The sequence below is a fragment of the Streptomyces sp. NPDC048496 genome (assembly GCF_043200055.1).
GTDB lineage: Bacteria > Actinomycetota > Actinomycetes > Streptomycetales > Streptomycetaceae > Streptomyces.
Genome location: NZ_JBICXB010000002.1, coordinates 101,762 through 123,189 on the forward strand (window position 1 = coordinate 101,762; position 21,428 = coordinate 123,189).

The 21,428-nt window shown below is 70.6% G+C and carries 17 protein-coding genes; 10 read left to right on the forward strand and 7 right to left on the reverse strand.

From position 1 onward, the window contains the following. The first annotated feature begins 183 nt into the window (after positions 1 to 183). Complete coding sequence (speB, locus tag ACGFSA_RS02710; protein ID WP_345518034.1) at positions 184 to 1,161, forward strand: agmatinase; 978 nt, start codon at positions 184 to 186, stop codon at positions 1,159 to 1,161. Next, positions 1,158 to 2,843 (forward strand): thiamine pyrophosphate-binding protein, encoded by a 1,686-nt coding sequence (locus ACGFSA_RS02715; RefSeq protein ID WP_393298654.1) that lies wholly within the window; start codon positions 1,158 to 1,160, stop codon positions 2,841 to 2,843. Before speB ends, ACGFSA_RS02715 begins: the two co-directional genes overlap by 4 nt. Before the next feature lie 55 nt (positions 2,844 to 2,898). Here the strand turns inward: ACGFSA_RS02715 and ACGFSA_RS02720 are convergent, their stop codons facing one another. After that, positions 2,899 to 3,261, reverse strand: a complete 363-nt coding sequence (locus ACGFSA_RS02720; RefSeq protein ID WP_393298657.1) for a hypothetical protein — start codon at positions 3,259 to 3,261, stop codon at positions 2,899 to 2,901. A gap of 226 nt (positions 3,262 to 3,487) precedes the next feature. Here ACGFSA_RS02720 and ACGFSA_RS02725 point away from each other — a divergent pair, with 226 nt between their 5' ends. Both ACGFSA_RS02725 and ACGFSA_RS02730 read left to right on the forward strand, forming a co-directional pair. Then, the gene (locus ACGFSA_RS02725; RefSeq protein WP_393299448.1) at positions 3,488 to 4,387 is read left to right on the forward strand and encodes a serine hydrolase; all 900 of its coding nucleotides are present in this window, start codon (positions 3,488 to 3,490) and stop codon (positions 4,385 to 4,387) included. A 154-nt stretch (positions 4,388 to 4,541) separates the two neighbouring features. Next, the gene (locus ACGFSA_RS02730) at positions 4,542 to 8,282 is read left to right on the forward strand and encodes an ABC transporter ATP-binding protein (protein ID WP_393298660.1); all 3,741 of its coding nucleotides are present in this window, start codon (positions 4,542 to 4,544) and stop codon (positions 8,280 to 8,282) included. Positions 8,283 to 8,292: 10 nt separating this feature from the next. Here ACGFSA_RS02730 and ACGFSA_RS02735 read toward each other — a convergent pair whose 3' ends face one another. Then, positions 8,293 to 8,787: a hypothetical protein gene (locus tag ACGFSA_RS02735; protein ID WP_393298663.1), complete on the reverse strand. Its 495-nt coding sequence runs from the start codon at positions 8,785 to 8,787 to the stop codon at positions 8,293 to 8,295. Positions 8,788 to 9,306: 519 nt separating this feature from the next. On the opposite strand from ACGFSA_RS02735, the gene ACGFSA_RS02740 reads away from it, so the two are divergent. Together ACGFSA_RS02740 and ACGFSA_RS02745 are read left to right on the forward strand one after the other, a co-directional pair. Further along, positions 9,307 to 9,759 (forward strand): hypothetical protein, encoded by a 453-nt coding sequence (locus ACGFSA_RS02740; RefSeq protein WP_393298666.1) that lies wholly within the window; start codon positions 9,307 to 9,309, stop codon positions 9,757 to 9,759. Positions 9,760 to 9,859: 100 nt separating this feature from the next. Further along, entirely contained in the window at positions 9,860 to 11,344 is a 1,485-nt protein-coding gene (locus ACGFSA_RS02745; protein WP_393298669.1) for a S28 family serine protease, read from the forward strand. Between the two features lie 199 nt (positions 11,345 to 11,543). Here ACGFSA_RS02745 and ACGFSA_RS02750 read toward each other — a convergent pair whose 3' ends face one another. Further along, positions 11,544 to 13,370 carry a glycoside hydrolase family 3 protein gene (locus tag ACGFSA_RS02750; protein ID WP_393298672.1) on the reverse strand — a complete coding sequence of 609 codons (1,827 nt, stop codon included), beginning with the start codon at positions 13,368 to 13,370 and terminating at the stop codon, positions 11,544 to 11,546. Between the two features lie 188 nt (positions 13,371 to 13,558). Continuing rightward, a complete protein-coding gene (locus ACGFSA_RS02755) occupies positions 13,559 to 14,467 on the reverse strand; it encodes a LysR family transcriptional regulator (protein WP_393298675.1) in 909 nt (302 codons plus the stop codon). A gap of 100 nt (positions 14,468 to 14,567) precedes the next feature. Here ACGFSA_RS02755 and ACGFSA_RS02760 point away from each other — a divergent pair, with 100 nt between their 5' ends. Further along, positions 14,568 to 15,476 carry an EamA family transporter gene (locus ACGFSA_RS02760; protein ID WP_393298678.1) on the forward strand — a complete coding sequence of 303 codons (909 nt, stop codon included), beginning with the start codon at positions 14,568 to 14,570 and terminating at the stop codon, positions 15,474 to 15,476. A gap of 33 nt (positions 15,477 to 15,509) precedes the next feature. Here the strand turns inward: ACGFSA_RS02760 and ACGFSA_RS02765 are convergent, their stop codons facing one another. The 3 genes from ACGFSA_RS02765 to ACGFSA_RS02775 all read right to left on the reverse strand — a co-directional run bounded on the left by ACGFSA_RS02765 (position 15,510) and on the right by ACGFSA_RS02775 (position 18,125). Then, a complete protein-coding gene (locus ACGFSA_RS02765; protein WP_393298681.1) occupies positions 15,510 to 16,298 on the reverse strand; it encodes a sugar phosphate isomerase/epimerase family protein in 789 nt (262 codons plus the stop codon). Between the two features lie 111 nt (positions 16,299 to 16,409). Next, a complete protein-coding gene (locus tag ACGFSA_RS02770) occupies positions 16,410 to 16,979 on the reverse strand; it encodes a Uma2 family endonuclease (RefSeq protein ID WP_393298684.1) in 570 nt (189 codons plus the stop codon). Positions 16,980 to 17,021: 42 nt separating this feature from the next. Further along, on the reverse strand, positions 17,022 to 18,125 hold the full coding sequence (locus ACGFSA_RS02775) for a LacI family DNA-binding transcriptional regulator (RefSeq protein ID WP_393298687.1): 1,104 nt from the start codon (positions 18,123 to 18,125) through the stop codon (positions 17,022 to 17,024). Between the two features lie 108 nt (positions 18,126 to 18,233). Here ACGFSA_RS02775 and ACGFSA_RS02780 point away from each other — a divergent pair, with 108 nt between their 5' ends. Genes ACGFSA_RS02780 through ACGFSA_RS02790 form a run of 3 tightly spaced genes read left to right on the forward strand, consistent with a single transcriptional unit; the run spans position 18,234 to position 21,354 of the window. Next, positions 18,234 to 19,385, forward strand: a complete 1,152-nt coding sequence (locus ACGFSA_RS02780; protein ID WP_393298690.1) for a Gfo/Idh/MocA family protein — start codon at positions 18,234 to 18,236, stop codon at positions 19,383 to 19,385. After that, positions 19,382 to 20,527 carry a dihydrodipicolinate synthase family protein gene (locus ACGFSA_RS02785; RefSeq protein ID WP_393298693.1) on the forward strand — a complete coding sequence of 382 codons (1,146 nt, stop codon included), beginning with the start codon at positions 19,382 to 19,384 and terminating at the stop codon, positions 20,525 to 20,527. The genes ACGFSA_RS02780 and ACGFSA_RS02785 overlap by 4 nt, the downstream gene beginning before the upstream one ends. Beyond that, complete coding sequence (locus ACGFSA_RS02790; protein ID WP_393298696.1) at positions 20,524 to 21,354, forward strand: sugar phosphate isomerase/epimerase family protein; 831 nt, start codon at positions 20,524 to 20,526, stop codon at positions 21,352 to 21,354. The genes ACGFSA_RS02785 and ACGFSA_RS02790 overlap by 4 nt, the downstream gene beginning before the upstream one ends. Positions 21,355 to 21,428 lie beyond the last annotated feature (74 nt).

Sequence of the window (21,428 nt, forward strand, 5' to 3'; positions counted from 1 at the left end):
CTCAATCGCCGGGCAGGCGATTCAAGCCCGTCGAGGGGGTCCCTCCCATGCCCTCAAGGCTATGGGGGAGATTGAGGACGGAACCGTTGCGGGAGGCACCCCGCGTGTCACCGCATCCCGCACACTCGAATATCGTACGAACGCCCACAAAGCGTGCATCGCCCCTTCAGGAAGGCACTTCACATGAGCAGCAACGAAACGCCGCGCGGCCCCGTCGACTCCTCCCGCGTCCCGCGGTACGCCGGTCCTGCGACGTTCGCGCGGCTGCCCCGGCTCGACGAGGTCGGCACCGCCGATGTCGCCGTCGTCGGCGTGCCTTTCGACACGGGTGTCTCCTACCGCCCCGGCGCCCGCTTCGGCGGCAACGCGATCCGTGAGGCGTCGCGCCTCCTGCGCCCGTACAACCCGGCGCAGGACGCCTCGCCGTTCGCCCTCGCGCAGGTCGCCGACGCCGGTGACATCGCCGCCAACCCGTTCAACATCAACGAGGCCGTCGAGACGATCGAGGCCGCGGCCGACGACCTCCTCTCCACCGGCGCCCGCATGATGACGCTTGGCGGCGACCACACCATCGCGCTCCCGCTGCTGCGCTCCGTCGCGAAGAAGCACGGCCCGGTCGCCCTGCTCCACTTCGACGCCCACCTCGACACGTGGGACACCTACTTCGGCGCCGAGTACACCCACGGCACCCCGTTCCGCCGGGCCGTCGAGGAGGGCATCCTCGACACGTCCGCGCTCTCCCACGTCGGTACCCGCGGCCCGCTGTACGGCAAGCAGGACCTCGACGACGACGCCAAGATGGGCTTCGGCATCGTCACCTCCGCCGACGTCATGCGCCGCGGCGTCGACGAGATCGCCGACCAGCTGCGCCAGCGCATCGGCGACCGCCCGCTGTACATCTCCATCGACATCGACGTCCTGGACCCGGCCCACGCGCCCGGCACCGGCACCCCCGAGGCGGGCGGCCTCACCTCCCGCGAGCTCCTCGAGATCGTCCGCGGCCTGTCGTCCTGCAACCTGGTCTCCGCCGACCTGGTCGAGGTCGCCCCCGCGTACGACCACGCGGAGATCACCTCCGTCGCCGCATCCCACACCGCGTATGAGCTGACGACGATCATGTCCCGTCAGATCGCGGCGGCAAAGGGGACTCAGGGCAAGTGACCCACGACCACCACGACGAGCGCCCGCAGCTCACCCCGGAGCAGATCGCGGCCGCACTGAACCCTCCCGCCGGACGAAACGGCGGTGACCTCGTCGTCGAGACCCTCCAGGGCCTCGGCGCGACCACCGTCTTCGGGCTGCCCGGTCAGCACGCGCTGGGCATGTTCGACGCGCTGCGCCGCTCCTCCCTCTCGTACGTCGGGCTGCGCGTCGAGAACAACGCGGGCTTCGCCGCCGACGCGTACGGCCGGATCACCGGCGAAGTGGCGCCGCTGCTGCTCTCCACCGGGCCGGGCGCGCTCACCTCCCTCGCCGCGCTCCAGGAGGCGGCGGCCGCGTCCGCCCCCGTGCTGGCCATCTCCAGCCAGATCCCGACCGCGGGTCTGGGCGGCGGCCGCCACGGCTATCTGCACGAACTCCGGGACCAGAAGGCGTCGTTCCGCGACATCGTGAAGTCGGTCCACACGGTCCGTACGGCGTCGCAGATCCCGTCCGCGATCGCCGCCGCGTGGGAGTCCGCGCTGACAGCCCCGCACGGCCCGGTCTGGATCGAGATCCCGCAGGACGTACTCCTGGCCGAGACCACCCTGCCCGCCGTCACGGCGATGGACGCCACCCCGCGCCCTCTGCACCCGCGTCCCGAACTGACCGCAGTGGCAGCGCACCTGCTGTCGAACGCCGAGCGTCCGGCGATCATCGCGGGCGGCGGAGTCGTACGCTCCGACGCGTCCGGCAAGCTGCTCGCCCTCGCGGAGAAGATCGACGCGCCGGTCGTCACCACGTTCGGCGGCAAGGGCGCGTTCCCCTGGGAGCACCCCCTCTCGCTCCAGTCGTGGCTGGAGGACCGCCACACGACGGACTTCCTCGAAGCGGCGGACGTCCTGCTGGTCATCGGCTCCGGACTCGGCGAACTCTCCTCGAACTACCACACGTTCAGCCCGCGCGGCCGGGTCATCCAGATCGAGGCGGACGCCGGGAAGCTGGAGTCCAACCACCCCGCACTCGGCATCCACGCCGACGCCCGCGAGGCCCTCGCCGACCTCCTCGAAGCGGTCGACCGCCGCGAGGACGAGTCGGCGGCGGACCGGGTGCGAACGGTCCTGGACGCAGTACGGACACGGATCGCAGGCCAGGACCTCACGCTGGAGCAGCAGCTCATCGCCTCGGTCCGCGAGGCGCTGCCCGACACGTCCCCCAGCTTCTGGGACATGACGATCCTCGCCTACTGGGCCTGGTCCGCCTTCGACGCCCGCCACCCGAACACGATGCACTCGGCGCAGGGCGCGGGCGGCCTCGGCTACGGCTTCCCGGCAGCGCTCGGCGCGGCGGCGGCCGACCGTACGAAGCCGGTCCTGGCGGTCTCCGGCGACGGCGGCGCGATGTACTCCATCGCGGAACTGGCCACGGCCCGTCAGTACGACCTGCCAGTCACCTGGCTGATCGTCGACGACGGCGGCTACGGCATCCTGCGCGAGTACATGACGGGTGCGTTCGGCGAGGCCACGGCGACGGAACTGTCCCGCCCGGACTTCGTCGCCCTCGCCGAGTCGTTCGGCGTACCCGCGGTCCGTACGACCCCGGAGACGCTCGCCGACGACCTGGCGAAGTCCTTTGCGGAGCCCGGCCCTTCGGTGGTCGTGCTTCCGGCACTGCTGAGGATGTTCGAGCCGACGCATCTGTAGGCCGCGGGTGCGCGCACCCGTGGCCGCTCACGGCGGCGACGGGTGCGCGAAGGGTTCAGCGAGAGGCTTCCGCGTGCTCGAAGACCTTCTCCTGCGCATGACGGCCGTCACAGAATTCTTCCTGCTGCGCCGTGTTGAGCTTGTGCGGCAGCTCCCTGCCGTCAGGCAACAGATCGGGGAGCGACCGGAGTATGGCCGTCGCCGCCGGGCCCCGACCCTGCTTGCGCGCGTCAACCACATACTCGCCGACCGCCTTCAGATGACCAGTCAGACGGTCGCGGGGTTGCTGGGCCGCCTCCACCCGGGCTCCCAGCCTTCCCAATGAGTGACGGTCGCCCTTGCTGAGTTTCTCCAGCGCCGCGAGCGCCGCGTACAACTGCCCACAGCGATAGGCGTCGCTCGGCTGACCGTTCGACATGATCCCTCCCCGATCCGTTGACGGAAGCCATCTCTACCCCGGTCTTCGGGACCGGGAACACCGGTCCGGACCCGCCGTACAACTTTTCGACCAGTCGTGAGTCATCCCTGACAGGTGTGCAGGGGGCGCACCATACAGATCACTCAGGGGGACACGTCTGATGACGGACCAGCCTCGTATATCCCGCCGCGCGCGCACCACGCTCGCGGTCACGCTCGCCGCCGGCATGCTCGCGCCCGTGACCCTCGCGGCCACGCCCGCCGCAGCCGCGACACCGGTCGTGAGATGCACCTCCGGCAAGGCGGGACTCGCCGCCAAGCTGTCGACCGACATCGCCGCCGCGCTCAAGGGGCGCAAGTCGACCACGGCGATCGCGCTCTACGACCGGACCACCAAGACGTCCTGCACCATGCGGTCCACGAGCACGTACGACTCCGCGAGCGTCGTGAAGGCGACCGTCCTCGCGACGCTGCTCTGGGACAACAAGAAGCACAATCGCTATCTCACCCAGCGCGAGATCAACCTCGCCACCGCCATGATCACCAAGTCCGACAACAACGCGACCACCAGCCTGTGGAAGCAGCTCGGCGTGACCAAGGTGAAGGCGTTCCTGAAGGCCGCGGGCATGACGCACACCGTGCCCGGCTCCGGTGGCTACTGGGGACTGACCCAGATCACCGCGCAGGACGAGCTGCGGCTGCTGACGCTGCTGACCGCCAGGAACTCCGTACTCAGCGACAACGCGCGTGCGTACGAACTCGGCCTGATGCGCAAGGTGATCTCCTCGCAGCGCTGGGGAACGCCCGCCGGAGCCCCGTCCGGGGTGACCGTCCAGGTCAAGAACGGCTGGCTGCCGCGTGCCACGCACGGCTGGCGGGTGCACAGCATCGGTGCGTTCACCGGGAAGGGGCACGACTACGGCATCACCGTGCTCACGCAGGACAACAAGACGATGAACGAGGGCGTCAACACCATCCAGGCCGTCGCCCGCGCCATCCACAAGGACCTGAACCCGGCGGCCCTGGCCGCGACGACCGTCGCCCCGCCGGCCACGCCGCAGGAGGCGGTCCCGGCGGTGCCGGAGGCCCCCGCCGTGCCGATGCTGACGGCGACGCCCGGGTCGTAGAGCGCCCCCGAACCGCGCCCCGTCCCCAGGTGCGCTCCGTCGGACGACGTACGCCGGTCCTACTCCGATGGGACCGTCTTTGTAACAGCGGGATGAAATCCGCAGCTGATCGCGTTGGTGCCTTCCGGTAGACGAGGTCGAACGGGAGGCACCAGTGACGGACGGGGACACGGACACAGCACAGCAGGGCTGGGCGCGGCGACTGGCCGGTTACGCATGGCGCTACCGGCGCAATGTCCTACTGGCGCTCGGTTCGTCGCTCGCCGGGATGGCCGTGCTGGCAGTCGTCCCGCTGATCACCAAGGTGATCATCGACGATGTCGTCGGCAACCACACGCGTTCCCTCGGCGTCTGGACCGGCCTCCTGATCGCCACCGCCGTGCTGGTGTACATATCGACCTACATCCGCCGCTACTACGGCGGCCGGCTCGCCCTCGACGTACAGCACGATCTGCGCACCGACATGTACCGGACGCTCACCCGGCTCGACGGGAGGCGGCAGGACCAGCTGTCCACCGGGCAGGTCGTCGGGCGCGCCACCAGCGACCTGCAGCTGATCCAGGGGCTGCTGTTCATGCTCCCGATGACCATCGGGAACGTGCTGCTGTTCCTCATCTCCCTGGTGATCATGGCGTGGCTCTCGCCGCTGCTGACCCTGGTCGCGATCGCCGTCGCCCCCGCGCTCTGGTTCATCGCCCGCCGCTCCCGCTCCCGGCTCTTCCCCGCCACCTGGTACGCCCAGGGGCAGGCCGCCGCCGTCGCCGGAGTCGTCGACGGGGCCGTATCCGGGGTCCGGGTCGTCAAGGGGTTCGGGCAGGAGGAGCAGGAGACCGGGAAGCTGCGCGAGGTCGGGCGGAAGCTGTTCGCCGGGCGGCTGCGCACGATCCGGCTGAACTCCAGGTACACCCCCGCCCTCCAGGCCGTCCCCGCGCTCGGCCAGGTCGCGATGCTGGCGCTCGGCGGCTGGCTCGCCACCCGCGGCGAGATCACCCTCGGTACGTTCGTCGCGTTCTCGACCTACCTCGCCCAGCTCGTCGGGCCGGTCCGGATGCTCGCCATGGTCCTCACCGTCGGTCAGCAGGCCCGCGCCGGTGTGGAGCGGGTCATCGAGCTGATCGACACCGAGCCGACCATGAAGGACGGCACGGTGGAGCTCCCCGCCGACGCCCCGGCGAGCGTCGAGTTCGACGACGTGCGGTTCGGGTACGACCCCGAGCGCCCGGTGCTCGACGGGTTCTCGCTGACCATCGAGCCCGGCGAGACCGTCGCCGTCGTCGGCGCCTCCGGCAGCGGGAAGTCCACCGTCTCCCTCCTCCTGCCCCGCTTCTACGACGTGGCGCACGGCGCCGTCCTGGTCGGCGGCCACGACGTCCGGGAGCTCACCCAGGACTCGCTGCGGGCCGCCATCGGCCTCGTACCGGAGGACAGCTTCCTCTTCTCCGACACGGTCCGCGCCAACATCGCCTACGGGCACCCGGACGCCACCCAGGAACAGATCGAGCAGGCCGCCCGCGCCGCCCAGGCGGACCGGTTCATCGCCGATCTGCCGAACGGCTACGACACCAAGGTCGGCGAGCACGGGCTCACCCTCTCCGGCGGCCAGCGCCAGCGCGTCGCGCTCGCCCGCGCCATCCTCACCGACCCCCGGCTGCTCCTCCTCGACGACGCCACATCCGCCGTCGACGCCCGCGTCGAGCACGAGATCCACGAGGCCCTCGCCCGGGTCATGGAGGGGCGGACGACCCTCCTCATCGCCCACCGCCGCTCCACCCTCGGCCTCGCCGACCGCATCGCCGTACTCGAAAAGGGCCGACTCGCCGACATCGGCACGCACGAGGAGCTGGAGCGCCGCTCCGCCCTCTACCGGCGTCTGCTCACCGACCCGGACGAGCTGGGCGGCACCTCCCCGGGCCACCAGCCGGTGATGGCCGGCACGACCGTCGAGGACGACCGGGCGCTCCAGGACGAGCTGGAAGCCGATTTCGACGCCGAGCGCGGCATCAGCCCCGGACTCTGGGTCCGCAAGGAGGAGCCCCGCGACACCGGCACGGCAGGCATGCCCGCCACGCCCGAGCTGCTCGCCCAGGTCGAGGCGCTTCCCCCGGCCACCGACACCCCCGGGATCGACGAGACACGCGCCGTCCGGCGAGAGGAGTCGTACGGGCTGCGCCGGCTGCTGCACGGCTTCGGACTTCCGCTGACGGCCAGCCTGGCGCTCGTCGCCGTCGACGCGGGCATGAGCCTGCTCCTGCCCGTACTGATCCGGCACGGCATCGACAAGGGCGTCACACAGCTGGCGACCGGTGCGGTCTGGGCGGCGTCCGCGCTCGCCCTGCTCGTCGTGCTGGTGCAGTGGGCGGCGCAGATCGGCGAGACCCGGATGACGGGCCGCACCGGAGAGCGGGTGCTCTACTCGCTCCGGCTGAAGATCTTCGCACAGCTCCAGCGGCTCGGTCTCGACTACTACGAGCGCGAGCTCACCGGCCGCATCATGACCCGGATGACGACGGACGTGGACGCGCTGTCCACGTTCCTGCAGACCGGTCTGGTCACGGCCTTCGTCTCCGCCGTCACGTTCTTCGGCATCATGGGCGTGCTGCTCGTCCTCGACGTCCAGCTGGCGCTCGTCGTCTTCGCGACCCTGCCGGTGCTGGTCATCGGTACGTTCTTCTTCCGCCGCAAGAGCGTCAAGGCGTACGAGCTGGCCCGGGAGCGGATCAGTGTCGTCAACGGCGACCTCCAGGAGTCCGTCTCCGGGCTCCGGATCGTGCAGGCGTTCCGCCGCGAGAAGGACGGCGCGGAGCGGTTCGCCGACCGCAGCGACCACTACCGCGAGGCCCGGGTGCGCGGCCAGTGGCTGATCTCGGTCTACTTCCCGTTCGTGCAGCTGCTGTCGTCGGTGGCCGCGGCCGCCGTACTGATCGTCGGCGCGGGCCGCGTCGACAACGGCACGCTCACCACCGGCGCCCTCGTGGCGTATCTCCTCTACATCGACCTGTTCTTCGCGCCCGTGCAGCAGCTCTCGCAGGTCTTCGACGGCTACCAGCAGGCCACGGTCTCCCTCGGCCGTATCCAGGAACTCCTCCGGGAGCCGACCTCCACCGCCGACTCCGAGAAGCCGCTGGACGTGCTGTCGCTGCGCGGCGAGATCGCGTTCGAGGACGTGACCTTCGCGTACGGCTCCGGCGACGACGAGGAAGAGGCACTCACCGGCATCACCCTGCGGATCCCGGCCGGGCAGACCGTCGCCTTCGTCGGGGAGACCGGCGCGGGGAAGTCCACCCTGGTCAAGCTCGTCGCCCGGTTCTACGACCCGACGGGCGGGCGGGTCACGGCGGACGGCACCGATCTGCGCCGCCTCGACCTCACCGCGTACCGGCACCGGCTCGGAGTCGTACCGCAGGAGGCGTACCTCTTCGCGGGTACGGTCCGGGACGCCATCGCGTACGGGCGGCCGGACGCCACCGACGCACAGGTGGAGGCGGCGGCGCGGGCGGTCGGCGCCCACGACATGATCGCCACGCTGGACGGCGGCTATCTGCACGAGGTCGCCGAGCGGGGCCGCAACCTCTCGGCCGGCCAGCGCCAGCTGATCGCACTCGCCCGCGCCGAACTCGTCGACCCCGACATCCTGCTGCTCGACGAGGCGACCGCCTCCCTGGACCTCGCCAGCGAGGCCCTGGTCAACCAGGCGACCGACCGGCTGACCGGCCGGCGCACCACCCTCGTCGTCGCCCACCGGCTGACCACGGCAGCCCGCGCCGACCGGGTCGTGGTGATGGACCACGGCCGGGTCGTCGAGGACGGCACGCATGACGAACTCCTCGCCGGGGAAGGGCATTACGCCGTGCTGTGGCGCACCTTCATCGGGGAGGACGAGCCGGCGGGAGTCTGAACCGGGGGTCTCAGCGGATGCCGGAGATCCTGCCGGTCTGCAGGTCCGACTGAACGGTCAGATAGGTGTACCTGGGGTGCTTGCCGCCGCTCCAGGTCAGCCGCACCTTCGACCAGGTGTGACCGGCGCCGCTGTCGCCCGCGGTGACCTTGAGGGCGAGCGGTGTGTTCTGGGCGCGGAGCACCCCGTCCGCGTGGTTGCGCGCCTCCCAGGTGCGCAACTGTGAGCGGAGCCCGGGCGTCAGGTAGAAGGACCGGAGGGCGGTGGCGAGTTTGCCGCCGCCCTCGGCCGTGACCGCGTCGATATAGGCGCCGTAGAAGTGGGCGACCTGCTGATGGGCGGGGATGAAGTGGGTGCTGCGCATCCGCGTCGCGGGCACCGGGGCCTGCGGCGCGGCAGCGGCGGCCGGGACCACGGAGGCGGCGGCGAGGAGAGCGGTCACGAGAAGGGTGCGGCCGGCGGTGCGGCGGCCGCGCGGGCTGGGCGCATTACGGGGTTGGATCACGGCAGTTCCTGCCTTTCATATGTCTCTGACCTATTTGACCCATGCTGTGGAGGTTCGATTGCGCGGGATGTGGAGCGCGCCGTATGCAACCTTCGGATGGCCCTTTGCGTCGTACGCATGTGCGCGTATGAGCCGGGCGGGCGCGAGAGTGTTCGATGAGGTTCACAACTGCTGAGCAAGCACATCGTTTTGGCGAACATGGACACGATTGGGTGAACGATGTCGCAAGCTGCGGGTATGCCCGGCGGGGTGTGCGTAACGCATTTGGTGCGATCTGGGACGCCGGGGGTGGCGTCAGCAGTCGGGGCCCCCGTATCACCAGCGAGATGGTTCGGGGCCTCCCCGTCGCCTCTGGCCACACCCATATGGCCAGGTCGCAGGAATTCCGCCCGCCCGGGACAGACCGCATACGGGATATGCGTCGCCGCCCGGGACGCGAAAGCGGAGGACCAGTGCGCCCAAGACCGTTCGGGGCGTACCGATGAGCCGGGACTCACTCCTGCTCACTGCCCAGGAACGGTGAGGGAACTGCTGGGAAGCAGGAATGGGGAAACCGCCGGAGACGGCGGCGCCGGACGGCGGGCGCTGGTCCGGGTGTTCGTCCTGGTCCGGGTGTTCGTCCTGGCGCTGGTGGCCGCCGTCGGGCTGGTGCTCGGCGGTCCCGGGGCCGGCAGTGCCGACGCCGCATCGTCCTGCGGCGGACGGCTCGCGAAGACAGTGACGTTCTCCACGGGCGAGGTGCGCGTCTACAAGAGCCGCTCCTACGCCTGCGCGATCACGGTCGCGAAGAAGTCGGGCCCGCGCCGCGAGATGTCCGTCATGATCCAGGCGCGCGGCGGCCGGCCCGTCACCGACCGCGGCAGGTTCACCAAGCAGACCGGCCGGGTGACCGTCCACGCACTGCACCGATGTGTCCGGGCCACGGGTTCGGTCGCCGGAAAATCCGGCGCCACGGGCTGGATACTCTGCTGATATTTCTGACGATGTGACAAGAGGGTCTGTTCAGCCGCGTGTTGCACCGCTAGATTCGCGATGAATCTTGTGAATCCAGGTGAATTCCCCGGGAGGGTGCATGCGCAAGGCGCTCAGAGGTTTCCTTTCGCTCGCGGTGCTCATAGGCACGGTGAGCGCGACGGGTGCCTCGGTCGGTGCGGCCAGTGCCGCGGACGCGACCGCGATCCGGTCCGCCGGGGCCGACCGGTCCGCCGATGCGACCGCGGACATCAAGGACCGCATCCTGGCGATACCCGGGATGAGTCTGATCGAGGAGAAGCCGTACGCGGGCTACCGCTACTTCGTTCTCAACTACACCCAGCCGATCGACCACCGGAACCCGTCCAAGGGCACGTTCCAGCAGCGCATCACCCTGCTGCACAAGGACACGTCGCGCCCGACGGTCTTCTACACCAGCGGGTACAACGTCTCCACGAACCCCAGCCGCTCCGAGCCGACCCGGATCGTCGACGGCAACCAGGTCTCGCTGGAGTACCGTTTCTTCACCCCGTCCCGCCCCGCCCCCGCCGACTGGTCGAAGCTCGACATCTGGCAGGCGGCCAGCGACCAGCACCGCGTCTTCACCGCGCTGAAGCAGATCTACTCCGAGAACTGGCTGAGCACCGGCGGTTCCAAGGGCGGCATGACCGCCACGTACTTCGAGCGCTTCTACCCGAAGGACATGGACGGTGTCGTCGCGTATGTCGCGCCGAACGACGTGGTCAACAAGGAGGACTCGGCGTACGACCGGTTCTTCGAGAACGTCGGCACGAAGGAGTGCCGCGACCGGCTCCAGGGTGTGCAGCGCGAGGCGCTGATCCGCCGCGATCCGCTGGAGAAGAAGTACAAGGAGTACGCCGAAACGAACGGCTACACCTTCAACACCGTCGGATCCCTCGACAAGGCGTACGAAGCCGTCGTCATGGACTACGTCTGGGCGTACTGGCAGTACAGCCTGCTCGCCGACTGCGACACCATCCCCGCCGATGCCAAGACCGCACCCGACCAGGCGATCTGGGACTCGATCGACAACATCTCGGGCTTCTCCGCCTACGCGGACCAGGGCCTGAACACGTACACGCCGTACTACTACCAGGCGGGCACCCAGCTCGGTTCGCCGGACATCAAGCAGCCGTGGCTCGGCAATCTCAGCCGCTACGGGTACCAGCCGCCGCGTAACTTCGTACCGAGCTCCATCCCGATGAAGTTCCAGCCGTCGGCGATGCGGGACGTCGACACCTGGGTGAAGCACAACGCCACCCGGATGATGTGGGTGTACGGGGAGAACGACCCGTGGGGTGCGGAACGCTTCCACCTCGGCAAGGGTGCCCAGGACAGCTACATCTACACGGTGGCCGGCGGCAACCACGGTTCCAAGGTGGCCGGTCTCGCCGCCGACGAGCAGGCGAAGGCGACCGCCGACATCCTGCGCTGGGCGGGCGTCGCCCCGGCCGCCGTGCAGTCGGACCCGGCCAAGGCGAAGCCGCTCGCGCCGTACGACGCGCGGCTCGACAAGCGGGACGTGACGAGCGAGCGCAGGCAGGGCCCCGCGCTGCGCCCGTAAGCAGCTCCAGGAGCAGTGAGGTGGGCTGTGCGGGCCGGGTCTGGAACATGCCTTCAGACCCGGCGCGCGCAGCCCACCGGCCTTTTCCCGCCCCGCCGTACCTACAGATCAGCCGGTGCCGCTCACACATGTGACCCCCGCCGGATCCGAGGGCGTCCGCCCCGGCGTGGCCCGCCGGGGCGGGCACACGCCGGTCGGTCTAATACGTCAGGCCGTAGCCGACCGGGTACAGCACCTGCGTCGGATCGTCCGCCTGTTGCACCGGCACCGGCAGTCGGCCCTCCGGTTCGGCGCGGCCCGCGATCACCCGGGCCGCGGCGCGCAGTTCGACATCCGTCCAGGAGTACGCGGCCAGGCTCGCCGCGTGGGCGGGCAGCCGGGCGATGTCGTACGGGTTCCGGATCGCGATCGTGATCACCGGGACTCCGCTCGCCACGAGGGCGCTGACCAGGGTGCGCTGGGAGCTGGTCGCCGATACGTTGTACGTCCCCACGATCACCGCGTCCTTGCCCTGCGCGGCCGCCACCGCCTCGGCGATCTTCGCCTGGGTGGGCGCGGTGCCGGTGGACAGCGCGGTCGCCGCGTACCCCAGTTCGGTGAAGGCGCCGGCGAGGGTGGTGGTCGGCGGTCCGGTGGTGCCGGACGGGGAGGCGGGATCGGCGCCGACCACGAGGAGGTTCTTGTGGGAGCGGCGGGACAGCGGCAGCACCGCACCGGTGTTGGTCAGCAGCGTGGTGGTGTGCTCGGCGATCCGGTCGGCGGCGGCGAGGTGCGACCGGGTGCCGACGGCACGGTCCACACCCTTGTGGCTGACGAACGGGTCGTCGAACAGCCCCAGCTTCGCCTTCAGCCGCAGGATGCGCAGGATCGATTCCTCGATCCTGGCCTCGCTGATCTCGCCGCTCTTCACGGCCGCCAGAACGGCGTTCCAGGAGACGTCGAGGCTCGGCGGGTTCAGCAGCTGGTCCACACCCGCCTGCAGGGCGAGGACGGGCACGCGGTCGTCGCCGTACTTCGTGCGCACCCCCTCCATGCCGAGCGAGTCGGTGACCACGACACCGTCGAAACCGAGCTCCTCGCGCAGGATGCCGGTGAGGATCGGCCGGGACAGGGTCGCCGGGTCCTCGGCGGGGTCGAGCGCGGGGACGACGATGTGCGCGGTCATGATCGCGTCGATGCCCGCGGCGATCGCGGCGCGGAACGGCGGCGCGTCCAGCTCGGCCCACTGGTCGCGGGAGTGGTGGATGTAGGGCAGACCGGAGTGGCTGTCGGTGTTGGTGTCGCCGTGGCCCGGGAAGTGCTTGGCCGTCGAGGCGATCCCGGCGCTCTGATACCCCTTCACCTGTGCGGCGACCATACCGGCCACGGCCTGCGGATCGGCGCCGAAGGACCGTACGCCGATCACCGGGTTGGCCGGGTTGACGTTGACGTCGGAGTCCGGGGCGTAGTTCTGGTTGATGCCGATCGCGGCGAGCTCGGCGCCCGCGATCTGCCCGGCCCGGCGCGCGTCGGAACGCGAACCGCCCGCACCGAGCGCCATCGCACCCGGCATCAGCGTGGCGGGCTCGCCGACGCGGCAGACGATGCCGTGCTCCTGGTCGGTGGAGATCAGGAGCGGCAGGGGCGTGGGACCGGCGAGACCGGCGCGCTGGATGCCGTTGGAGAGGTCGGCGATCTGGTGCGGGTCGCGGGTGTTGTGCGCCCAGGCGAAGTAGATGATGCCGCCGACGTGGTACTTGGCGATCATCTCGGCGGCGGTACGGACCCCGATCTCGGCCATGTTCGCGTTGATGTCGGCCTGGTCGGGCTCGGTGGCGGAGTGCCCGTACACCCGCATCACGAAGAGCTGGCCGACCTTCTCCTCCAGGCTCATCCGGGAGATGAGCTGCTTGAGGCGCGTGGTGGAGGCGGAAGAGGCTGCGGAGGCGGCGAATGCCCCGGGGGCGGAGACCGCGCCGGTCGCGACCGCTGCGGCGGTCACGGCGGTGGCGGTGAGGAGGGTGCGTCTGGAGGTGCGGTGGTGCACGTGAGCTCCTTCGGCCGTACTCAGGGGAGAGGGGGCGGTGAAAGTAACTTCCAAGGGGCACGAATATCTAGAAAGTAACTTCCGGTCAAGGGGGCGGTCCGATAATCGGCTCGGTGGCGTGCGGTCCGGCTCGCCTCGTTCGGTGAACGAGACGGGTGCATGACCGCAGGCCGCACCGGGGGAGGCCGTTACGCCAAGCCCGTCCCCGCCCCCCGCGCCTGAAGCGATTCCACCGCCACCGTGATCGCGGGCCGCCGGGCCGCCTCCGTGCGCCACAACGCGTACAGCCGCCGCACCGGTACGGGGTCCAGCGGCACCGCCACCACTCCCGCCGGCAACGGTCCCCGCCCCAGCCGCGGGATCATCGCGACCCCGAGACCGGCGGCGAGCAGCGCCAGTTGGGTGTGGTTCTCCTCCGCCTGGTGCCGGATGTCCGGCTCGTAGCCCGCCGCCCGCAGCGTCCGTACGAGCCAGTCGTGACAGACCGTCCCCGGCGGCTGGCAGATCCACCGCTCCTTCGCCAGCTCCTCGCGCCGCACCGCGTCCCGCCCGGCGAGGCGATGCCCCTCCGGCACCAGCAGATCGCACCGGTCGTCACCGATCACCGCCTGCGCGATGCCCTCGGGGGCGGGCAGCGGTGCGATGTCCCAGTCGTGCGCGACGGCGAGATCGATCACGCCCTTGGCCACCAGATCGACCGACAGATGAGGGTCGACCTCGGTCAGCCGCACGTCCAGGGCGGGGTGGTCCCGGTCCAGCTCGGCCAGCACGCCGGGCAGCAGACCGCGCGCCGCGGACGCGAAGGCGCCGATCGACAGCCGGCCCGTCGGCAGCCCCCGGCGCTCCTCCAGCGTCGTCTCGGCGCGCTCCACGATCGCCAGCAACTGCTGGGCGGTGGCGGCGAGATGGAGCGCCTCCTCGGTGAGCGCGACACCACGCCCGCGCCGCTCCAGCAGCGTCGTACGGGTCTCCCGCTCCAGCTTCGTGATCTGCTGGGAGACCGCCGACGGGGTGTAGCCGAGCGCGGCGGCGGCGCCCGCCACGGACCCGTGGACGGAGATGGCGTGCAGTGCGCGCAGCCGGGACAGATCGAGCACCGGAACCTCCCGGACCTTCCTGATTCATTAGCAATGCTCAATTCCACCATGAAGAAATCCGCGCTGGTGCTACATGGTTCCGGCAGGCGATCCTCGCTCCATGCGTCCCCTTCACATCGCCCTGGCCGCCCTGGTGGCTGCCGTCTGGGGTGTCAATTTCGTCGTCATCGAGGTCGGTCTCGGGCACTTCCCGCCGCTGCTCTTCTCCGCCCTCCGCTTCCTGGTCGCGGCGCTGCCCGCGGTCTTCTTCGTCGGGCGGCCCAAGGTCGCGTGGAAGTGGATCGTGGGCGTCGGGCTGGTCCTGGGCGTGGCGAAGTTCGGTCTGCTGTTCATCGGCATGGACCGCGGAATGCCCGCGGGTCTCTCCTCCCTGGTGCTCCAGGTCCAGGCGGTCTTCACGGCCCTCTTCGCGGCCGTGGCACTCGGCGAACGGCCGGGCCGGGTAAGAGTGCTGGGGATGGGGATCGCGCTGGCCGGTATCGGGGTCGCGGCGGTGGACGAGGGCGCGAGCGGCCCTGTGCTCGCCTTCGTGCTGGTGATCGTGGCGGCAGCCTGCTGGGGCGTGTCGAACGTCCTGACCCGCAAGGCCGCCCCGCCCGACTCCCTCAACTTCATGGTGTGGGTCTCGACCGTGCCCGTCCTGCCGCTGCTCGGTCTCTCCCTCCTCTTCGAGGGCTGGGACCGCGACGCCGACGCGCTGGCCGCACTGGACTGGAGCGGCGTCGGCATCATCGTCTACGTCGCCTGGATCACCACGGTCTTCGGCTTCGGGGCGTGGGGTTTCCTGCTGCGCCACCACCCGGCGTCGTCCGTGGCCCCGTTCACCCTGCTCGTCCCGGTCTTCGGGATGTCCTCGGCCGCGCTGTTCCTCGGCGAGTCGGTGAGCCCGCTGCGGTGGTGCGCCGCGGCGCTGCTGGTGGGCGGGGTGGCGCTCACGTCACTGGCGGGGGCGCGGCGGGCGCGGGCCGCGGCGACGGAGACGCCGGAACCTCACCCCGCGCGCGCCTGAACCCGGGCCGGCCCTTACGGCCTCCCCCGGTCGTTACGGCCTGGGCGCGCCCAGGCGGAGCAGGTGCTCGCGCCCCGCGCTCAGCAGTCCCGGCAGCTCGGCCGCGTCCGGGTGCCAGCGCTTCTCGTACTCCCAGCAGACCCAGCTGTCCGCGTCCAGCGTGTCCAGGCAGGCACCCAGCGGCAGCACCCCGGCCCCGAGCGCCAACGGTTCGGTGTCCTCCGCCGATGCGATGTCCTTGACCTGTACGTATCCCAGGTGCGGGGCGAGCACCGCATGGCTCGCGACCGGCTCCTCGCCCGCCAGCCAGGTGTGCATGATGTCCCACAGCGCACCGACCTGCCGGTGCCCGACCGTCCCGGCGATCCGGGCCACATCGGCACCGGCCCGGTGCGAGTCATGGGTCTCCAGCAGGATCCGTACGCCCAGGTCGGCGGCGTAGGGGGCGGCGGCGCCCAGCCGGCGGGCGGCGTTCGCATCGGCCACCTCCGGGTCCAGCCCGCCGCCACCGGGGAAGACCCGGACGTGGGACGCGCCCAGATCCCGGGCCAGCTCCACCAGCCCGGCGAGCTCGTCCAGCACCGGCTGGTCGTCCCCGTCGGCGGCGACCCGGACGTACCCGGCGACGGTCAGGATCTCGACGCCGCCCTTCTTGAACTCCTCGGCCACGGCGGTGCGTTCGGCCGAGGAGAGCCCCGGGTGCACCGGCTCCTCGGGGTGGGCGCGCAGCTCCACCCCCTGGTAGCCGTGGTCGACGGCGAGCCGGATGACGTCGGCGATCGGCATCCCCGGTACTCCGAGGGTCGAGAAAGCGAGCTTCACGGGCGTGTTCCTTCCGTCGGTACCGGCCCCTGCGCCGTACGGACCGGACAGCGGCCCGCACATCATCGGCCCATGGCACGCGGTAGGGGTACCCCCGACCCGGTGGCGGAATCAGCGGGCGTCGTCGACGGGGAAGCCGTCGGTCCTGACCACGATCTCCCGGCCTTCGAGCGGCAGGACGAGATCTTGACCGAAGGGCACCACATCGTCGTCGCGGTACGTGCCGGTGCGCGTCGGGTGCTGGTAGACGGTGCAGGAACCTGCCGAGGGGTCGATGATCACGTAGACAGGGATGCTGCACTCGGCATACATCCGGAACCTCTTGCTGAAGTCGTTGTCCTGATTGCTCTTGGACACGACCTCCAGCACCGCTTCCAGACTGTGCCATTCGTACCGGCCGCGACTGTTGCGCTCGGAGCCCGGGGCGATGATCGCGAGGTCGGGTGCGTAGCCGTACAGACTGGACGGGAAGTCGATCATCACGTCCGAGAGGATGTCGCCGTGATCGGCGAGCTGCCGCTCGATCTGCGGCGCCCCCTTGAGAATGACCTTCCACTGGCTCTCGCCCTGCGGCGTCATGGTGATCTTCCCGTCCGTGATCTCGACGCGGTAGCCGCGGGGCAGGTCGACGCCGTCCAGCGCGTCCCAGGCGCTGGCGGTGTCCATGGGCGTGGTCGTCATGCGGGCCTCCCGAATGCCGGTTATTTCACGATATCGCGGAGGTCACTTCCGCGGCGGCGCCGTCGACCCCCGCACCATCAGCTCCGCCGCGATCGTCGCGATGCCTCCGGGCGGCGGCGTCTCCCTGCCCATCGCCAGCCGGCCGGCCCGCGCCCCCGCCTCGAACAGCGGCAGCCGTACGGTCGTCAGGGCCGGGACCGCGTCCACCGAGAACGGCAGGTCGTCGAAACCGGCCACGGAGATGTCCTCGGGGATACGCAGACCGCGGTCCCGGATAGCCGCGCTCGCGCCCAGGGCCACGGTGTCGTTGGCGGCGACGATCGCCGTCACCTCCGGTTCGCGGCGCAGGAGTTCGAGCGTCGCGTCGTAACCTGACCGGCGGTCGTACGGGCCGTGCACGGTGAGACGATCCTCGTCCCGGGCATGTGCGAGGTGCCCTTCCGTGGTCGTGTCGTCCCCGTACAGGCCCGCCGCCGCCATCGCGTCGCGGTGCCCTTCCAGCCGGTGGCGCGTCGTCGTCCGCTCCTCCGGGCCCGCGACATAGCCGATCCACCGGTGGCCGAGCGTCAGCAGATGCTCGGTGAGGCGCCGGCCGCCGCCCCGGTTGTCGAAGGCGAGCGCCGCCACGACCGCTTCGCCCTCGGGCAGCGGGGGCCGCCCGCACAGCACCACCCTGGTCCCGGCGTCCGCGAGTTTCGCCAGCTTCGCCGCCATCGCCGCCTGGTGCGCCGGGTCCTCCACCGCGCCGCCGGTGAGGATGACGGCCGCGGCGCGCTGACGCTGGAGCAGGGTGAGGTAGGTGAGTTCGCGTGCGGGGGAGCCGCCGGTGTTGCAGACGACGGCGAGCTTCTCGCCCCCGGCCCGCCCGGATCCGTCGCCCGGCCCGCCGATCTCGGTCTGCGCCGCCCCGGCCATGATCCCGAAGAACGGGTCGGCGATGTCGTTGACCAGGATGCCGACCAGGTCGGACGTGGCGGCGGCGAGCGAGCTGGCCGGTCCGTTGAGCACGTAGTCCAGGTCGTCCACCGCGCGCAGCACCCGCTCCCGGGTGGACGCCGCCACCGGGTAGTTGCCGTTGAGCACACGCGACACGGTGGCGGGCGACACCCGGGCGCGAGCCGCCACGTCCGCGAGGGTGACTGTCATCGCTTCCTCCGAGGGTTTTGGACGGAGCCCTCTTGTCCGGGCCGCTGTCGGCAGGCTAGCGTCATACCGCATAGAAAGCGCTTGCTACGGCTGTATGGAGGAAACGTCGTGACACGCAGGACAGTGCGCATCGCCATGAACGGCGTCACAGGTCGCATGGGATACCGGCAGCACTTGGTGCGCTCGATCCTCGCGATCCGCGAGCAGGGCGGCCTCGACCTCGGCGACGGCGAGGTGCTGTGGCCCGAGCCCGTCCTCGTCGGCCGCCGCGCCCACGCGCTGGAGGAACTCGCCGACCGGCACGGTCTGACCGAGTGGTCGACCGACCTCGACGCGGTCCTCGCGGACGAGCGCATCGACATCTACTTCGACGCCCAGGTCACCTCGGCCCGCGTCGAAGCGATCAAGAAGGCGATCGCCGCGGGCAAGCACGTCTACACCGAGAAGCCCACCGCCACGGACGTCGAGGCCGCCCTGGAGCTGGCCCGCCTCGCCAAGGATGCCGGGATCAAGCACGGCGTCGTCCAGGACAAGATCTTCCTGCCGGGCCTGCTGAAGCTGAAGCGCCTCATCGACGGCGGCTTCTTCGGCGAGATCCTCTCCGTGCGCGGCGAGTTCGGCTACTGGGTCTTCGAAGGCGACTGGCAGGAGGCCCAGCGCCCCTCCTGGAACTACCGTGCCGAGGACGGCGGCGGCATCGTCGTCGACATGTTCCCGCACTGGGAGTACGTGCTCCACGAGCTGTTCGGCCAGGTCAAGACCGTTCAGGCACACGTCCGGACGCACATCCCGCAGCGCTGGGACGAGCAGGGCAAGCCGTACGCCGCCACCGCCGACGACGCCGCCTACGGCATCTTCCAGCTGGCCGGTGGCGCCGTCGCCCAGATCAACTCCTCCTGGACCGTCCGCGTCAACCGCGACGAACTCGTCGAGTTCCAGGTCGACGGAACGCACGGCTCCGCCGTCGCCGGGCTGCGCAACTGCCGCGTCCAGCACCGCTCGGCCACCCCCAAGCCGGTCTGGAACCCCGACCTCCCGGTCGCCGGGTCGTTCCGCGACCAGTGGCAGGAAGTCCCCGACAACGCCGCCTTCGACAACGGCTTCAAGGCCCAGTGGGAGCTCTTCCTGCGCCACATCGTGCTCGACGAGCCGTACACCTGGGACCTGATGGCCGGAGCCCGCGGTGTCCAGCTCGCCGAGCTCGGGCTCAAGTCCTCCGCCGAGGGCCGACGCCTGGACGTGCCGGAGTTGACGCGGTGACGATCCATCTCCCGCAGGGCCCGTACGAACCCCGCACCACCCCGCTCGACCTCGCACCGGCCGGGGCTCCGCTCGCCTCCCGTACTGTCTTCTCCGCCGCCCATGTCGTCGCCGACCCGTACGCCGACATCAGCCCCGACGACCCCGCGGCCGTCGACTGGGACGCCACCCTCGCCTTCCGCCGTCACCTGTGGTCGCACGGCCTCGGCGTCGCCGAAGCCATGGACACCGCCCAGCGCGGCATGGGCCTGGACTGGACCGGCGCCGCCGAGCTCATCCGCCGCTCCGCCGCCGAGGCAAAGGCGGTCGGCGGCCGGATCGCGTGCGGTGTCGGCACCGACCAGCTCCCCGCAGGGTCCGCCACGCTCGCCGAGGTGAAGGCCGCGTACGAGGAGCAGCTCACCCTCGTCGAGGAGAGCGGCGCCCAGGCCATCCTGATGGCGTCCCGCGCCCTCGCCGCCGCGGCGAACGGCCCCGAGGACTACCTGGAGACGTACGCACACCTGCTGCGCCAGGCCTCGGAGCCGGTCGTCCTGCACTGGCTCGGCCCGATGTTCGACCCCGCGCTGGAGGGCTACTGGGGCTCGTCGGACCTCGACGCCGCCACCGAAACCTTCCTGAAGGTCATCGCCGAACACCCTGACAAGGTCGACGGCGTCAAGATCTCGCTCCTCGACGCCGAGCGCGAGATCGACGTACGCCGCCGCCTTCCCTGCGGGGTCCGCTGCTACACCGGCGACGACTTCAACTACCCGAAGCTGATCGCGGGCGACGACCGGGGCTTCAGCCACGCCCTGCTCGGCATCTTCGACCCGCTCGGCCCATTGGCCGCCCACGCTGTACGCGTCCTGGACACCGGGGACGTGAAGGGCTTCCGCGAACTCCTCGACCCCACGGTCGAGCTGTCCCGGCACCTCTTCCGGGCTCCCACCCGCTTCTACAAGACGGGCGTGGTCTTACTCGCCTGGCTGGCCGGCCACCAGGACCACTTCACGATGGTCGGCGGCCTCCAGTCAGCCCGCTCACTGCCCCACCTGGCGAAGGCGTACGAACTCGCCGACCGGCTGGGCCTGTTCCCCGACCCGGAGCTGGCCGAATCCCGGATGCGCGCCCTGCTCACGGTGGGTGGAGGTGTCCGGTGACGGACCTGTCGCGTCTGAGCATCAACCAGGAGACCATCAAGCAGTGGTCGCTGCCCGAGCTCGCCGAGGGCTGCGTCAAGGCGGGCATCGCCAAGGTCGGCCTGTGGCGGGCACCTGTCCAGGAGTACGGAGTCGAGTGCACCGCGCAGCTCCTGAAGGACGCGGGTCTGACTGCCACCAGCCTCTGCCGGGGCGGCTTCTTCACCGCGCTCGACCCGGCCGAACGGGCCCGCGCCCTGGACGACAACCGCGCCGCGGTCGACGAGGCGGCGGCCCTGTCCACCGACACCCTGGTCCTGGTCTCCGGCGGTCTCCCGCCCGGCAGCCGCGATCTCCACGGCGCCCGCGAACGCGTCGCGGAAGCGCTTGCCGAGCTGGGACCGTACGCGCGGGAACGCGGCGTACGCCTGGCGATCGAACCGCTGCACCCGATGTTCGCCTCGGACCGCTGCGTCGTCTCCACTCTGTCCCAGGCCCTGGACATCGCGGAGCGATTCCCGGCGGAGCAGGTCGGCGTGGTCGTCGACACGTACCACATCTGGTGGGACGACCAGGCGGCCGCACAGATCGCGAGGGCGGGGGAGGGCGGCCGTATCCACTCGTTCCAGCTGGCGGACTGGATCACCCCGCTCCCGGCGGGCGTACTCGTCGGACGGGGCCAACTCGGCGACGGGAGCGTCGACTTCCGCGCATTCCGCGAGACGGTCGAGGCCACCGGCTTCGACGGACCGATCGAGGTGGAGATCTTCAACGAGGACCTGTGGGCGCGCGACGGCGCCGAAGTCCTCGCGGAGGTCGCGGCGCGGTACATCGAGCACGCCTGCTGAGAGCGGGTTCGCGCGGGTTCGAATCGGCTGGGCAAAGAGATCGCAAAGGGGTACAACCCTTCTGCACCCTGCCG

Excerpts from the sequence above, each read along its gene's own strand:
- speB (WP_345518034.1), top strand. The coding sequence starts at position 184 with ATGAGCAGCAACGAAACGCCGCGCGGCCCCGTCGACTCCTCCCGCGTC.
- ACGFSA_RS02720 (WP_393298657.1), bottom strand. The coding sequence starts at position 3,261 with ATGTCGAACGGTCAGCCGAGCGACGCCTATCGCTGTGGGCAGTTGTAC.
- ACGFSA_RS02725 (WP_393299448.1), top strand. The coding sequence starts at position 3,488 with ATGCTCGCGCCCGTGACCCTCGCGGCCACGCCCGCCGCAGCCGCGACA.
- ACGFSA_RS02745 (WP_393298669.1), top strand. The coding sequence starts at position 9,860 with ATGCGCAAGGCGCTCAGAGGTTTCCTTTCGCTCGCGGTGCTCATAGGC.
- ACGFSA_RS02760 (WP_393298678.1), top strand. The coding sequence starts at position 14,568 with ATGCGTCCCCTTCACATCGCCCTGGCCGCCCTGGTGGCTGCCGTCTGG.
- ACGFSA_RS02770 (WP_393298684.1), bottom strand. The coding sequence starts at position 16,979 with ATGACGACCACGCCCATGGACACCGCCAGCGCCTGGGACGCGCTGGAC.
- ACGFSA_RS02775 (WP_393298687.1), bottom strand. The coding sequence starts at position 18,125 with ATGACAGTCACCCTCGCGGACGTGGCGGCTCGCGCCCGGGTGTCGCCC.